This is a genomic window from Caulobacter sp. GW821-FHT12D05, assembly GCF_058807295.1.
Map to the genome: position 1 here is coordinate 947,214 of NZ_JBXAQO010000003.1, position 14,915 is coordinate 962,128.

The window sequence follows — 14,915 nt, forward strand, 5'->3', positions numbered from 1 at the left end:
GGGGTCTGTTGCGACCCCCGCGCGGACGTTTTCGCCCGTCATTCCACCGCCTCCCCCGATACCTTATCCCCGTTCAGGTCTCGTCAGATGACCCGGGAGGACAAGACTAAATTGACAACGCTGTCTTGCGTTGTCATCCTTGTTTTAAGCCGGACGTCGAGATCTGGTTCGTCGTGGCCAGACCACGAATGGGGAAGCGACCAGATCAGGAATAGAGGCTGCAGGACCGCGGTAAACCGCGAGGCCTCTACCCCAAATGGTAACGTTCCCATTCCTACGGCTACTCGAACCGAACCCGTGTGACAACGGCTTGACGAGCAGTGGTCTATCATGTGATCTGACAACAATGGTCACGGTAACATGACCGATGGTAGCGCTACCTTGCTGCCATAACGAACAAAAGGGGAGGTGGACTAATGGGAACGGCCAACAGGCCGTCCGCGGCTCGCGGACGCAATTCTATCGCCGACAATCTGAAGTACGGGGCCTCGGCGCTTGCGCTGGGCATGCTGATGGTCGGCGCGCCGGCCATGGCGCAGGACAAGAAAGAGGCGGACACGGTCGACGAAGTCGTCGTCACCAGCATCCGTCAAAGCCTGAAGAGCAGCCAGCAGCTGAAGCAGTCGTCCGACATCATCGGCGACTCGATCACCGCCGAGGACATCGGCGCCCTGCCGGACCGCTCGGTCACCGAAGCGCTGTCGCGCGTGCCGGGCGTCTCGATCAACCGTTTCGCCGCCGGCGTCGACCCCGACCACTTCTCGGTCGAAGGCTCGGGCGTGGTCGTGCGCGGCCTGAACTTCGTGCGTTCGGAACTGAACGGCCGCGACACTTTCACCGCCAACAACGGCCGTATCCTCAGCTTCGCCGACGTTCCTTCGGAACTGATGGGCGGCGTGGACGTGTTCAAGAGCCCCTCGGCCGACCTGATCGAAGGCGGCATCTCGGGCACCGTGAACCTGCGCACCCGCCAGCCGTTCGACGCCAAGGGCGAGGTGCTGTCGCTGTCGGGTGAAGTCACCTACGGCGACATGATCAAGAAGTACCGTCCGTCGATCACCGGCCTGTACAGCAACCGCTGGCAGACCAGCATCGGTGAAGTCGGCCTGCTGGCCTCGTACGTCAATTCGCGTCTGGCCAGCCGCAGCAACGCCATTCAGGTGTCGAACTTCGGCTGCCGCACGAACCTGGGCCAAGCCGTCTCGAACTGCGGCAATGGCACGAAAGGCGTGTGGTTCCCGCGCGGCGCGGCGTTCCGCTCGACCGACACCGACCGCAAGCGCGAAGGCCGCGCCTTCGCCGCCCAGTGGAAGAGCAACGACGGCACCATGTCGGCCGCCTTCCAGTACCTGCGCTCCAAGGCGGTCAGCGAATGGACCGAGCACGCGATCGAAATCGCCACCGACAACGTCACCAGCAACGGTGACTCGCGTCCGGTCGCCGGCACCAGCTTCACCTTCGACGACCAGGGCATCTTCACCAGCGGCGTGATCACCGGCACCACCGGCTGGCGCGCCGACCAGCAGGGCGCCGACCCGCGCACGCCGATCGACGGCCTGCAGTCGAACAACGTCCGCCGCGACGAGAAGCAGACGACGATCACGTCGGACTACGGCTTCAACTTCAAATGGACCCCGAACGAGCACTGGGGGATCCTGTTCGACGCCCAGCACGTGGACTCGTCGGTCGACGCCATCAGCATGGGCATCTGGGGTTCGACCTTCCAGAACGCTTCGATCAAGCTGAACGGCAACAAGCTGCCGGACGTCAGCTTCCTGGCGCCGTCGAACGGCACGTCGATCTCGAACTGCACGCCGTTCAACGCCAACTGCACGTCCTACATGCGCGCGCCGCATGACAGCTTCAGCGACCCGTACAACAACTTCTGGCGCTCGGCGATGGACCACATCGAGCAGTCGGAAGGCACGGAAGACGCCGTCAAGCTGGACGTCGAATACAAGTTCAACGACGACACCTGGTTCGACTCGGTGAAGGCCGGCGTGCGCTGGTCGGAACGCGACCAGACCACCCGCTTCTCGGCCTACAACTGGGGCGTGGTCTCGGAAATCTGGGGCAGCGGCGGTCCGGTCTGGATGGACGACCCGATCAACGGCAACCCCACCACGGCCGGCGGCTTCAACAGCACCTCGCAGGTCGAGACCTACGCGTTCGACAACTTCCTGCGCGGCAAGATGGCCTCGCCGACGGCGGGTCAGCCGCGTCTGTTCTACACGAACAACACGGTCGACAATTACGCCGACCTGTCGAAGTTCCTGCTGTCGGTGGGCGACGAGTGGCGTGACCGCCTGGCCGGGGGCTGCCCGCAGAACTGGGTCCCGCTGGCCATGCGCTGCGACGTCATCCCCGGGACGCCCTTCCGTAAGCAGGAAATCAATCCTGTGAACGAGAAGACCCAGTCGGCCTACGCCATGCTGCGCTTCAAGGGCGACATGGGCGAAGCCCGCGTCAGCGGCAATATCGGCCTGCGCTACACCAGCACGGACCGCGTCGCCGATGGCTTCATGGCCTATCCGCTGTCGACCAGCCTGCCGTCCGACGCCGACTGCGCCGCCGTTCCGGCCGGCCAGACCCCGTCGCCGTTCTGCCAGCTGACCCCGGCGGTCCGCGCCGCGACCCGCGCCTGGGCCAACGGCTCGGTGACGCCCAGCAGCGCCAAGTCGAAGTTCGACTACTGGCTGCCGAGCTTCAACCTGAAGGTCGTCATGCCGCACGGTCTGCAGTATCGCCTGGGCCTGTCCAAGACGATCACGCCGCCCGACATCGGCCTGACCCGCAACTACTACAACCTGGCCCTCAACACGAACGCCGACGGCATCACCAATGGTCGTCCCAGCGGCAACGTGACGGTCGGCAATCCGTACCTGAAGCCCACCCAATCGAAGAACATCGACGCCTCGGTCGAATGGTACTTCGCGCCGGTCGGCTCGCTGACGGTCGCGGCCTTCTGGAAGCAGCTGACGGACGTCGCCTACAACTCGACCGCCCGCGTGCCGTTCACCAACAACGGCGCCACGTTCGATGTGCTGGTGACCACCCCGGGCAACTCGACCAAGAAGTCGACGGTCAAGGGCTTCGAAGTCGGCTACCAGCAGTTCTACGACTTCCTGCCCAAGCCGTTCGACAAGCTGGGGATCAACGCCAACTACAGCTACATCGACAGCTCGGGCGTGCCGCAAAGCACGCTGTCGGCGACCGACCCCGACGTGGCCGCCGGCCGCATCACCACGGTCGACACCAGCAAGCTGCCGCTGCAGGGCCTGTCCAAGCACAACGCCAACTTCGCGGTGGTCTATGAGACCAGCAAGCTGTCGGCGCGCCTGGCCTACAACTGGCGTTCGGACTTCCTGCTGACCGTCCGCGACGTGATCGTGCCGTTCGCGCCGATCATGAACGAGGCCACCGGCCAGCTGGACGGCTCGATCTTCTACAACGTGACCCCGAAGATGAAGGTCGGGATCCAGGGCGTGAACCTGACCAACGAGACGACCCGCACCACGCAGGTCCTCAACAGCGACCTGCTGAAGACCGGTCGTTCGTGGTTCATGGCCGACCGCCGCTACACGCTGGTGGTTCGCGCCAGCTTCTAAGTTCCGCTGCTTGTCGGTCCGAGGGTCTCCCCCTCGGGCCGGCGGGTACGGATGGATGGGCTTTTCCGGCTTCCGATCCTCGTTTCGGAAACTGGCCGGGGAGGCCTGGTTACTCCTGCCAACTGTCTTTGTTTTGGCGCGCATCGGTCCTCCAAGACGGTGCGCGCCTTTTTCTTGGGAGCCTGACGAATGAGCCTCTCTCGCCGAGATCTTCTGGCCGTGGGCGCGGCCGGAACCGCCGCCGCCTATGCCGGCTCCGCCTATGCGGACGAGACCCCGCTGCGCGACCTGGCCAAGGCCAAGGGCGTCTATTTCGGCAGCGCCGTCGGGGCGGGTCCCAAGGGCGCGATCACCGGCTCGTTCGAGGATCCCAAGTACCGCGAGATCCTGGCCCGCGAGTGCGGCGTGCTGGTGCCCGAGAACGAGCTGAAGTGGTACGTGGTCCGGGCCCGCGGCCCGCAGGCCTTCGACTTCGAACGCGCCGATCGCATCGCCGAATTCGCCAAGCAGAACGGCCAGGCCCTGCGCGGCCACACCCTGCTGTGGCACCACCCGCAGTGGTTCCCGGAGTGGACCAAGACCTATGACTTCGGCTCGCGCCCGGCTGAGGCCGCCGCCAAGATGGTCACCGAGCACATCCAGGCCCTGTGCGGCCGGTATCCGCAGATGATCTCGTGGGACGTGGTCAATGAGACCGTCGACCCCAAGGACGGCTCGATCCGCAGCACCTTCTTGTCCGACGCCATGGGCAAGGAGCAGGTGCTGGACCTGTCGTTCCAGGTCGCCCGCCAGGCCGCGCCCAAGGCCCGGCTGGTCTACAACGACTATATGAGCCAGGAGAACGGCAACGAGCAGCACCGCTATGGCGTGCTGAAGCTGCTGGAAGGCTTCAAGAAACGCGGCACGCCGGTCGACGCCCTGGGCGTGCAGAGCCACATCGGGGCCGAAAACGCTGACAGCTTCACGGGCTTTGGCAAGCCGCAGTCCCAGGAATGGACCGCGTTCCTGAACGAGGTCACCGGAATGGGCTACGACCTGCTGGTCACCGAGTTCGACGTCCACGACAAGGGCCTGCCGGCCGCGTTCGGACCCCGTGACGCCGAGGTCGCGGCCTATGCCAAGGCGTTCCTCGATCAGATGCTCAGCTACAAGCAGACCAAGGAGGTCCTGGCCTGGGGCATGGTCGACAAATATTCGTGGCTGCAGAACCAGTGGTACCGGCAGGACAAGCTGCCCAAGCGGCCGACGCTGTATGATGACGCATATCGGCCGAAGCCGCTGCGGGAGGCGGTGGCGGCGGCGTTCCGGGCGGCGCCGGCGCGGTAGGTTTTGACACGCAGGAGCGCCCCCTCCGTCACGATGCGTATCCGCATCGCGCCACCTCCCCCGCAAGCGGGGCAGGAGGGGAAGCTTCCTCCTCCCTCGTGAAACGGGGGAGGTGGCGCGGCGCCGATAGGCGACGTGACGGAGGGGGCGCTAAGCTCGGTAAGGAGTAACGCGATGATCGGTCCCGCACTGGCCCTGGCGCTCGCCGCCGCCCCCAACACCGCCCAGTTCACCAACTTCGTCTACAGCGGTTCCGACCCGTCGGACTCGGTGCAGCGCGCCCCCGGCCAGTACCGCAACCCGATCGTCCAGGGCTTCTACCCCGACCCCAGCGTCACCCGCGTCGGCAAGGACTACTACCTGGTCAACTCGACCTTCGCCTGGTTCCCCGGCCTGCCGGTGCACCACTCGACCGACCTCGTCCACTGGGAGCAGATCGGCAACGCGCTGGACCGCCCCGGCATGCTGGACTTCAAGCGGCTGGGCCTGTCGCGGGCGGTGTTCGCGCCGGCCATCACCCATCACGACGGGCTGTTCTACATCCTCAACACCTGCGTCGACTGCGGCGGCAACTTCCTGATCACCGCCAAGGACCCCAAGGGGCCGTGGTCGGATCCGGTGTGGCTGCCGGACGTCGGCGGCATCGACGCCTCGCTGTTCTTCGACGATGACGGCAGGGCGTGGATCGTCAACAACGACAGCCCGCCCGGACCGGCCGAGTACCAGGGCCACCGCGCCATCTGGATCCAGGAATACGACCCCAAGACCCAGAAGACGATCGGCCCTCGCAGCGTGCTGCTGGACAAGGGCGTCGACCCGTCGACCAAGCCGATCTGGCCCGAGGGGCCGCACATCCTGAAGAAGGACGGCTGGTACTATCTGGTCGCCGCCGAGGGCGGCACGGCCGAGGGGCACAGCCAGGTGGTGCTGCGGAGCAAGGCGGCCACTGGGCCTTACGTTCCGTATAAGGACAATCCGATCCTGACCCAGCGCGGCCTGCCCAAGGACCGCCCGCTGCCGATCACCTCGGCCGGTCACGCCGACATCGTCGACGCCCCCGACGGCTCGTGGTGGGCGACGTTCCTGGCCGTGCGCCCCTACGGCGACGACACCTACAACACCGGCCGCGAGACCTTCCTGCTGCCGGTCGAGTGGAAGGATGGTTGGCCGGTGATCCTGCCCAAGGGCCAGACGATCCCGTACGTCAGCGCCGCGCCGAAGCTGCCGGCCCTGAAGGCGCCGCCGACCTCGGGTCCGTTCCGAGCGGCCGAGATGTTCGCCGGGCCCGAGCTGCCCAAGAACTGGATGACCATGCGCATCCCGACCTCGCGCTGGTGGTCGGTGAAGGGCGGGATCCTCAGCCTGGAGGCCCGTCCGGCCAAGATCGGCGACAACGACCAGCCCTCCGTCTGGGCGCGACGCCAGCAGCACATGAACGCCATGGTGACGACGACGGTGCGGTTCGAGCCCAAGGCCGACGGCGACAAGGCCGGCCTGGTGGCGGTGCAGAACGACGACTTCTACTGGTTCGTGGGCCTGGTGCGGGCTGGCGGCAAGACCGTGATGCGGGTCGAGAAGCGAGCCGGGAAGGGCGATCCGGTCGACGGCGTCGTGGTGGCGGAAAAGCCGGTTTCCCTCAAATCCGGCGATGGCTTGAATTTGAAGATCGTCGTGAAGGGCGGGGCCTTGGACTTCGCCTGGGGCACGGCGCCGGGGACGTGGGAGACGCTGACGGTGGGGGCGGATGGGACGACGCTGAGCACCAAGGTGGCCGGTGGGTTCGTCGGGACGATGCTGGGCGTTTATGCGCATGGCGCGGCGCAGTAAGCCCGCAAAAATAGCGTGTCATCCCGGCCGCAGCGTAGCGGAGAGCCGGGACCCAGGGGCTACCGCACTGCGCTCGGCCCCTGGGTCCCGGGTCGGCTTCGCCGCCCGGGATGACACTGAATTATCGGTACTTATAGAGCTTCACCCGCTGCACCCCGAACTCCGTCGGCGGCAACCGCACGTGCCGGCCCTGATGCGTCTGGTCCCCGTTCAGCCAGCGCCCATCGACCCACTTGCCGTCCTGGAAGCTAACCTCCCGCACGCTCTCCAAGCCGACGCTCGCTCCCTCGGTCGCGAAGGTGATCGTGATCCCTCGACCCGCCACCAAGAACTCATCGGCCGCAAGCTGGATCACCAACCCGCCATGGCTCGCATAGTCCTGCGCATCCTTCGGCGTCCACGGATCGACCACCGTCACGGTGAAATCCCAAGCCCCGAAGCTGGCCTTCCGAGGCGTCAGGTCCACGGTCCCGTCATAGGCCACCGGCGCGCGGAACCCGCGCATGGTCTTGCCGCCGTCGTGGGTGGTGATCAGCGGCGTCAGCTGGTCCAGCAGCTTGTACGCCGCGCCCAGGGTCTTCACCGCGCCTTCCGGCAGGTGCTCGATCGAGAAGGGCGAGAAGCCGATCGCATCGTGCTCGCCGATCGCCCAGAAGGCGTTGCCGGGGGCGGGCGTCTTGCCGGCCTGGTCGGCCTCGGGGATGAACAAGGGCTGGTCGGCCCGGTCGTAGGGCGGCATCCATTTCACGAAGTCCGCGAAGTAGATGTCCGGGCTCAGCATATCCAGCGACGGCGCCGCCGCGCGCCACAGGTCGATCAGGTGCGGCAGCGGCCCGGCGCTGGGATAGCCGCCGGGCACGGTATTGGGCCGGGGCAGGGCGGCGTTGACGTACATCGGCAGCGGATACGCCTTCTTGCCGGCCGCCGTGACGGTCTCGACGTAGCGCCCGAACGTCCAGGCCTGCCACAGCTCGTCGGTGGCCGCCGAGACGCCGAACACCTCTTCCCAGGTCCCGTTCTTCTTGGCGCCGAGAGCCTTCAGGGCCGTCGCCGGAACGGCCTTCTTGAAGTCGTCCTCGGCCGCTTTGCTGTGATCGCGCGCCTGCGGCAGCATGCCGATCTCATTCTCGACCTGGACCATCAGCACCGTGCGCTGCTCGCCGTCGACCGCCTTCAGGTGGGCCATCATCGCCGCATAGGCCTTGGCGTCAGCGTCGCGGGTGGCCGGGTAAGAGGCGCTGAGGATTTCGACGGCCTTGCCCTCCGCCGTGCGGGCCAGCGGGAAGCGGACCTGGTCGCGTTTCACCCAGGCCGGCGTGTAGGTCGACATGCTGTTCTTCCACGCCCCGAACCACAGCAGCACCAGCCGCATGTCGTTCGCCCGCGCCTGGGCGATCATGCCGTCCAAGACGGTGAAGTCGAACTTCCCCTCGACCGGCTCCAGCTGTTCCCAGGTCACCGGCGCCAGCACCGTGTTGAGGTTCGCCGCCTTCAACACCGCCCAGTGGCCCGACAGGTCCTTGAGGTCCGAGCTCGAGGAATTGCCCAGCTCGCCGCCCAGGATCAGGAACGGCTTGCCGCCGACCAGCAGGCGATGCGCGCCGTCCTGGCGGGCGATGCGGGGCAGCTCTTCGGCGTGGGCGGGAACGGCGAGGCCCAGGGTCAGGGCGGCGCTCAGAACGGTAAGAATGTTTCGCATGGTAGAGGTCAGATGACGTCATGACACTTGTAAGATCAATGCTCAAAGTGGTCGTAGCGGCTGCGTTTGTGACCGCTACCCCGGCCGCCGCCCAGTTCCCCCAACGCGACGTCGCCGCCGGCCAGGCCGAGCACGCGCGGATGCTGAAGAGCCTGGGGATCACCAAGCCCCTGCGGCCCGGCGTCGACGGCTACAACAAGGCCGCGCCCAACGCGGTGAATTATGACGAGGCCAAGGCCGGGCCGTTCAGCCTGCTGCCCGATCCGCTGGCCTTCCCGGACGGCCGCCCGGTCCCCGACGCCGACGCCTGGTGGAAGACCCGCCGGCCCCAGCTGGTCGAACTGTTCGAGCGTGAAGAGCACGGGCGGATCCCCAGGAACGCGCCGAAGCTCACCTGGAAGGTGGTCAAGGAAACCCGCTCGGTCCGGGCGGGCGTGCCGGTCGTGGAGAAGCGCCTGGCCGGTGTCGCCGACAACCGACGGGCGCCGTCGATCAGCGTGACCCTCGACCTGCTGGTCGTCACCCCCGAGGGCAAGACCGGCGTCCCGCTGATCCTGGAGCTGGGCTTCCCCGATGGTCCACCGTGGGCCCGCAATCGTCCGCCGCCGCCCGGTCCCGACTGGCGCGACCTGGTCCTGGCGCGCGGTTGGGGCTACGCGATCCTCGACCCGACCAGCGTCCAGGCCGACGAACCGGGCAAGCTAAACCAGGGGATCATCGGCCTGACCAACCGAGGCCAGCCCCGCAAGCCCGACGACTGGGGCGCCCTGCGCGCCTGGGGCTGGGGCGTCAGCCGGGTGATCGACTACTTCGAGACCGACCCGGCGATCGACGCCAAGCGGGTCGGCATCGAGGGCTTGTCGCGTTACGGCAAGGGCGCGCTGGTCGCCATGGCCTACGAACCGCGCCTGGCCGTGGGCCTGATCGCCTCGTCCGGCGAGGGCGGCGCCAAGCTGCACCGTCGCAAGCGCGGCGAGCAGGTGGAGAACCTGGCCGCCGAGGGCGAGCACCACTGGATGGCCGGCAACTTCCTGAAATATGCCGGCCCGCTGACCGCCGACGACCTGCCGGTGGACAGCCACGAGCTGATCGCCCTGGTCGCGCCGCGCCCGCTGTTCATCAGCGTCGGCAATGACGAGGCCGACGCCTGGACCGACCCGCGCGGGATGTTCATGGCCACCGTGGCGGCCGGGCCGGTCTACCGCCTGCTGGGCAAGAAGGACCTGGGCGCGACGACCTTCCCCAAGCCCCTGACGCTAATCGCGGACGGTGATCTGGCCTTCCGCCAGCACGAGGGCGGCCACACGCCGGGCCCGAACTGGCCGTTCTTCCTCGACTTCGCGGCGCGCTACCTGGAGGCGCCCAGATAACGGGCGTCTCAATTCACGTGCTCGCTTTGGGTGTATTCGTGCTTCTATCTTGCTAAGGCTGTGTTAACCTTTGCCGTGGGCGAGCTCGCGAGCATCAGTGCGGCGTAGCTGCAGGTCGCCATAAGTCCTTCGGGGGGAGGCGGCGATGCCGATCAAGATCAATTGGGGTGTAGTCTGGAGGTCCTTGGGCGTCTTCGCGACGTTCTTGGGCCATGCCCTTGGCGCTTTGGCGGTAACCTACGGCTTTCTTCTGGTCTTGGTGACGGCGGCGGCTCAGCAGCGCGTGATCACGCGACTGGAGGCGTTCAACAACACGCCCCCGCCGGCGCAGGTTGTACCGCCGGCCAAGGACGAGGAAGCCGATGAGGCCGATGAGACGGATCCGGCCGCCGACGCCGCCAAGCCGGTTGTCACGCCAGTGCGCGAGCGGCTCGACTACAGCTCCGGACGCGTGCGTCTTGAGGCAGCGATCGAGGCTGAGCAAAAGATTGAAACGATAAGGGGGCGGTATGCTACTGAGCAGGCGACAGCCAGAAAAGCAGTTAAAGATTACGATACTTCTCGAGAAAATGTAAAAACTACTGCGGCAAAGATTACACCGCTCTTTGAGCAGGTGCAGAGGTTGTGCAGTAAGGTTGTTCCAACATCCTTATTTTTCGTTATCTCTTATGAGGGGCGTTGGGATAGGGCGCGTCAATGCGGGAACTCAAATCCCACCGTGGCTACGACGTTCGCTGGTCAAGTCGACAACTATCGCGCGCTTGAGGCTGCGCTTGCTAGCCAGCGTAAGGCAGCATCCGATCTAAAGACGGCGACGGATACGTTGGAGGCGACCGGCAGGGAGCTGTCGGAGCTGCAAAATATTCTGAAAGCCGCCGAACCGCTCGGAATGATCTTCAGCGATGTCACGGCGCTCAAGGATACGTTTATTCTGAGCCCCTTCGTCGCCAGGATACCGCCGGCGATCCTTCAGATCGTGATGGCCTTTGTCTCCGGCCTGTTCGGCGCCTTGCTGGTGACGCTGGTGCTGATCGTCTATCCGAACAACTCGATCTCGGCCTCGGCCGGGGGCAAGATCCTGTCGCGGATCTTCCTGGGCGGGCTGATCTCGACCGGGGTCTATATCGTGCTCGGCGGCGGCACGGCGCTCTTGGGCGGCAACATCGCCTTCGACGAAAGCAAGGCCAACTTCATGACCTTCTGCGCCGTCGGGGTGCTGGCGGGCATGTTCTCGGACCGTGTGGCGCTGTGGCTGTCGAAGCGGGCCGACACCTTCTTCGGCGAGCGCGACAAGCTGACGCCAGAGTCCTCGTCCGAGGCCGGCGGGACCACCACGACCGCCGCGACGACCACCGAACCCCATACGTACGGGTGATCCATGGCTTTCACCGCGCTCTATCCGGTCACCGAGATTCACGCCCCGATTTCGAAGCGCCGGTCCGGGCGGCGGGTCACGCCCGGCGTCAAGTTCCTGGTCGCCCACGACAGCGGCAATCCCGGCGCCACCGCCGCCGGCCACGCCCAGTGGTACCGCAACGACCCCAACCCCAAGATCGTCAGCTCGGCCCACCTGTTCGTGGACGACAAGAGCATCGTCGAGACGATCCCGGCCTTCGCCAATGCCGAACAGGCCCTGCACGTCCTGTACTCGGTCCCGAACGACAACCGGATGTTCGGGTACGACGCCAACGATGCGGCGATCGGGGTCGAGTACTGCTATGGCGGCGGGATCGACGCCGACGCGGCCTATGCCCGTTATGTCTGGGTGCTGGCGGCGCTGTGCGACCATCACGGCCTGGACCCGGCGCGGCACGTCGTCGGCCACTCGGTGCTGGATCCGGCGCGCCGGCAGGATCCCCAGATGGGGCTTTCGGCCAGCAACCGCTCCTACGCCCAGCTGCTGAAGGACGTGGTGAAGGTGTTCCAGCAGAACAGCAGCACCCCGGCGAGCGTCGGTTCCGGCGCGGTGAAGGTCGGCCCCGTCACCACCTCGGTCTGGCTGCAGATCCGCCCGACGCCCGACCGCAGCCAGCGGCCGATCCGCAAGGTGGCGCCCAAGACCAGCCTGGTCTGCCAGGCTGTCGTGAGCGGCGAAGAGGTCGAGGGCATCGACCAGTGGTGCCAGGTCGGCGCCGCCGAATTCTGCTGGAGCGGCGGCGTTACTTGAGGCCCGCGCAACCCCCAATCCTGGGGGTGTCCCCGTAACGGTGTTCCGTGAGAGTTGCGGCCGTGCTTGTCCTGCCCCAAGCTCGGCTCATTCATGCGTACATCGTCACCCACCACCCTGTTGCTCGGCGTCGTCCTGCTGTGCGTGGCGACCGCCCTGGTCGGCGTGTGGATGGCGCTGAGCCCCGCCTGGCTGGGAGGCGGCTTCGACAGCCGGCCGGACGGCGCCATCGTCATCACTCGCCTGGACCCCGAGGGGCCCCTGGCGCGGGCCGGGGCCAAGGTGGGGGATCGGCTAGCCGGAATCGGCGCCGACCCGACGGCCCCGGCCTTGCGCGCCGCCGAGATCGGCGGCCTCGACACGCCCGCCACCCAGGTCCAGGCCCGCGAGCAGCACCGCCTGCAAGGCGCCTTCGCCCAGGCCCTGAAGGCCCGGCCGCTGGTCGTGCGGCTGGAAGGTCCGGATAAGGTCCAGCGTCCGGTGACCCTGGATGATCGGCCCCGGCCGCTGACCACCCTGAACGCCGAGTTCTGGGCCAACCTGGCGTTCGGGCTGATCGCGGCCCTGATCGTCGGCTGGGTCTGGGCGCTGCGGCCGCGCGAGCTGTCGACTCAGCTGTTCGCGGTGACGGGCCTGTCGATGCTGGCCTTCACCTTCGGCTGGGCGGTCAATTCCAGCGTCGAGCTGGTGACCGACCGGGTCCTGGCCCAGGCCGCGGCCCTGCTGAACATGATCGGCGCGGTGGCGTTCGGCGGGGCGATGATCGCCTTCTTCCTGGCCTATCCCAAGCGGGTGACGCGGGCGCCGCTGATGCTGCTGGCGCCGCTGTGGGTGCTGGGTTGGGCGCTGACGCCGTTGTTGCCCGGCAATCCCTCCGTGGAGAGCACCGGCCAGGCGATCACCTCGATCGAGATGGCCCTGATCATCGTCGCCATCGCCGTCCAGGTCTTCGCCAGCCGCAAGGACCCCGCCGCCATGGCCGCCGCCCGCTGGCTGGGCCTGTCGGTGATCGTGGGAGCCGGCGCCTTCATCGGCAATGTCGCCGTGCCCATCGCGCTGGGCCGCGCGCCGTTCCTGGACCCGCGCTACTCGCTGGGCTTCTTCGTGATCATCTATGTCGGCATGGCCGTGGGCCTGCGCCGTCACAAGCTGTTCGAGCTGGACCAGTGGGCGTTCCGGATCCTGTTCTATCTGAGCGCCGGCGCGGCCATGTTGGCCCTGGACGGCCTGTTGATCACCGCCCTGGGCGCGGCCCCCAGCACGGCGCTGGGCGTGTCGCTGCTGATCGTCGCCTTCGCCTACCTGCCGTTCCGCGACGTGTTGTGGCGGCGCACGATCGGCCGCAAGACCATGAAGGACCACGAGATGTTCGCCGCCGTGGCCCAGGTCGCCCTGATCCACGACGCCGAGGCGCGGGCGGACGCCTGGAAAGCGCTGCTGTCCAAGGTCTATGAGCCGCTGGAGATTTCCGTCGGGGCGGCGCTGCAGACGAAGGCCGAGATCCTGGACGAGGGCGTGGCGCTGGGCCTGCCCGCCGCCGCCGGGACCACGGCCCTGACCCTGCGGTTCCCGTTCCGCGGCCGGGGCCTGTTCGGCGCGGCCCAGGCCCAGCTGGCCGACCAGCTGGTGGGGCTGCTCAGCCAGATCGAGGAAGGCCGTGACGCCTATGCCCGCGGCGTGGTCGAGGAGCGCCTGCGCATCGCCCGCGACCTGCATGACGACGTCGGCGCGCGGCTCTTGTCCGGCCTGCACCGCCAGGACCTGTCCCAGACCCGCGAGGCCATGCGCGGGGCGATCGGCGACCTGCGGGCTATCGTCTCGGGCCTGTCGGGCCACGACCTGCCGCTGGAGGCGGTGCTGGCCGACCTGCGCCACGAGACCGCCGAGCGGCTGGAGGCGGCGGGCCTCGCCTTGGACTGGCCGCCGGTCGAGCTGGCCGATCCCGACCGCACCGCGCCCTACCGCGTCTACAAGAACCTGACCTCGGCGGTGCGCGAGGTGGTCTCCAACGCCATCCGCCACGCCGGGGCGACGACGGTGGCGGTGACCGTGCATGAGCACGGCGGCCGGCTGGAACTGACCCTCAGCGACGACGGCGTCGGCCTGCCCAGCGAGGAGGGCGGCCGGCGCAGCGGCCTGGCCAACCTGGAGCGCCGCCTGGGCGAGATCGGCGGGGCGGTCGAGATCCCCGAGACGGCCAAGGGCACGGTGATCCGCCTGTCCGCGCCGATCGATGTGAGCGCGACCGCATGAGCCTGCCTTCCACCGCATTGGTCCTCGAAGACCAGGCCGAGACCCGCGAGCACCTGCTGGCGGCGCTGTCCGAGGCCTTTCCGGGCGTGGTGGCGAGAGGGGCGGCGGACCTGGCCGAGGCGCGGTCGTTCCTGAGTGATGGCGCGCCGGACCTGGCGCTGGTGGACTTAGGGTTGCCGGACGGACGCGGCGTCGACTTCCTGCGGGACCTGGCCGAGCGCTCGGGCGGGACGACGCGGTCGGTGGTGGTGACCATCTATGCCGACGACCACCACCTGTTCGACGCCATCGCGGCGGGGGCGGGCGGCTATCTGCTCAAGGACATGGGCCGCGACGAACTGGTCCGTTACCTGCGCCGCCTGGAAGCTGGCGAGACCCCGCTGTCGCCGGCCGTGGCCCGGCGGATGCTGGACTACTTCCGCAAGCCCCAGGCGGCGGTCGAGCCCGAGGCCGCTTTGACGCCCCGCGAGACCGAGGTGCTGCGCCTGATCGGCCGGGGCCTGCGCTCGGGCGAGGCGGCCAAGGTCATGGGCGTCACCGAGCTGACCGTGGCGGGGTACGTCAAGGCGATCTACCGCAAGCTCAACATCTGCTCGCGGGCGGAAGCGGCGCTGGAGGCGGCCAAGCGGGGGCTGGTCTAAGCTCTACCCAGGCGCGCGGCGGAC

General features: G+C 67.4%; 7 protein-coding genes and 3 pseudogenes. 9 read left to right on the plus strand and 1 reads right to left on the minus strand.

The window, feature by feature from the left end; all coding sequences use genetic code 11:
• The first annotated feature begins 416 nt into the window (after positions 1-416).
• The 4 genes and pseudogenes from AC1RRR_RS17335 (at position 417) to AC1RRR_RS17350 (ending at position 6,898) form a co-directional block, all read left to right on the plus strand.
• The gene (locus tag AC1RRR_RS17335; RefSeq protein ID WP_492815019.1) at positions 417-3,608 is read left to right on the plus strand and encodes a TonB-dependent receptor; all 3,192 of its coding nucleotides are present in this window, start codon (positions 417-419) and stop codon (positions 3,606-3,608) included.
• Positions 3,609-3,736: 128 nt separating this feature from the next.
• Positions 3,737-4,934: pseudogene (locus tag AC1RRR_RS17340) on the plus strand (glycoside hydrolase family 10 protein).
• Positions 4,935-5,108: 174 nt separating this feature from the next.
• A complete protein-coding gene (locus AC1RRR_RS17345; protein WP_492815021.1) occupies positions 5,109-6,761 on the plus strand; it encodes a glycoside hydrolase family 43 protein in 1,653 nt (550 codons plus the stop codon).
• Positions 6,739-6,898 (plus strand): annotated as a pseudogene (locus AC1RRR_RS17350) (hypothetical protein). Before AC1RRR_RS17345 ends, AC1RRR_RS17350 begins: the two are co-directional and overlap by 23 nt.
• Here the strand turns inward: AC1RRR_RS17350 and AC1RRR_RS17355 are convergent.
• Positions 6,883-8,482 (minus strand): annotated as a pseudogene (locus AC1RRR_RS17355) (GH35 family beta-galactosidase). The pseudogenes AC1RRR_RS17350 and AC1RRR_RS17355 sit on opposite strands and share 16 nt — an antisense overlap.
• Before the next feature lie 46 nt (positions 8,483-8,528).
• On the opposite strand from AC1RRR_RS17355, the gene AC1RRR_RS17360 reads away from it, so the two are divergent.
• The 5 genes from AC1RRR_RS17360 to AC1RRR_RS17380 all read left to right on the plus strand — a co-directional run bounded on the left by AC1RRR_RS17360 (position 8,529) and on the right by AC1RRR_RS17380 (position 14,891).
• Positions 8,529-9,830 (plus strand): alpha/beta hydrolase family protein, encoded by a 1,302-nt coding sequence (locus AC1RRR_RS17360; protein ID WP_492815023.1) that lies wholly within the window; start codon positions 8,529-8,531, stop codon positions 9,828-9,830.
• A gap of 145 nt (positions 9,831-9,975) precedes the next feature.
• Complete coding sequence (locus AC1RRR_RS17365; RefSeq protein ID WP_492815025.1) at positions 9,976-11,205, plus strand: hypothetical protein; 1,230 nt, start codon at positions 9,976-9,978, stop codon at positions 11,203-11,205.
• A 3-nt stretch (positions 11,206-11,208) separates the two neighbouring features.
• The gene (locus AC1RRR_RS17370) at positions 11,209-11,997 is read left to right on the plus strand and encodes a peptidoglycan recognition protein family protein (protein ID WP_492815027.1); all 789 of its coding nucleotides are present in this window, start codon (positions 11,209-11,211) and stop codon (positions 11,995-11,997) included.
• A 93-nt stretch (positions 11,998-12,090) separates the two neighbouring features.
• Positions 12,091-14,250 (plus strand): ATP-binding protein, encoded by a 2,160-nt coding sequence (locus AC1RRR_RS17375; protein ID WP_492815028.1) that lies wholly within the window; start codon positions 12,091-12,093, stop codon positions 14,248-14,250.
• Entirely contained in the window at positions 14,247-14,891 is a 645-nt protein-coding gene (locus tag AC1RRR_RS17380; protein ID WP_492815030.1) for a response regulator, read from the plus strand. Before AC1RRR_RS17375 ends, AC1RRR_RS17380 begins: the two co-directional genes overlap by 4 nt.
• Positions 14,892-14,915: the final 24 nt, after the last annotated feature.

Excerpts from the sequence above, each read along its gene's own strand:
- AC1RRR_RS17335 (WP_492815019.1), top strand. The coding sequence starts at position 417 with ATGGGAACGGCCAACAGGCCGTCCGCGGCTCGCGGACGCAATTCTATC.
- AC1RRR_RS17345 (WP_492815021.1), top strand. The coding sequence starts at position 5,109 with ATGATCGGTCCCGCACTGGCCCTGGCGCTCGCCGCCGCCCCCAACACC.
- AC1RRR_RS17365 (WP_492815025.1), top strand. The coding sequence starts at position 9,976 with ATGCCGATCAAGATCAATTGGGGTGTAGTCTGGAGGTCCTTGGGCGTC.
- AC1RRR_RS17370 (WP_492815027.1), top strand. The coding sequence starts at position 11,209 with ATGGCTTTCACCGCGCTCTATCCGGTCACCGAGATTCACGCCCCGATT.
- AC1RRR_RS17375 (WP_492815028.1), top strand. The coding sequence starts at position 12,091 with ATGCGTACATCGTCACCCACCACCCTGTTGCTCGGCGTCGTCCTGCTG.
- AC1RRR_RS17380 (WP_492815030.1), top strand. The coding sequence starts at position 14,247 with ATGAGCCTGCCTTCCACCGCATTGGTCCTCGAAGACCAGGCCGAGACC.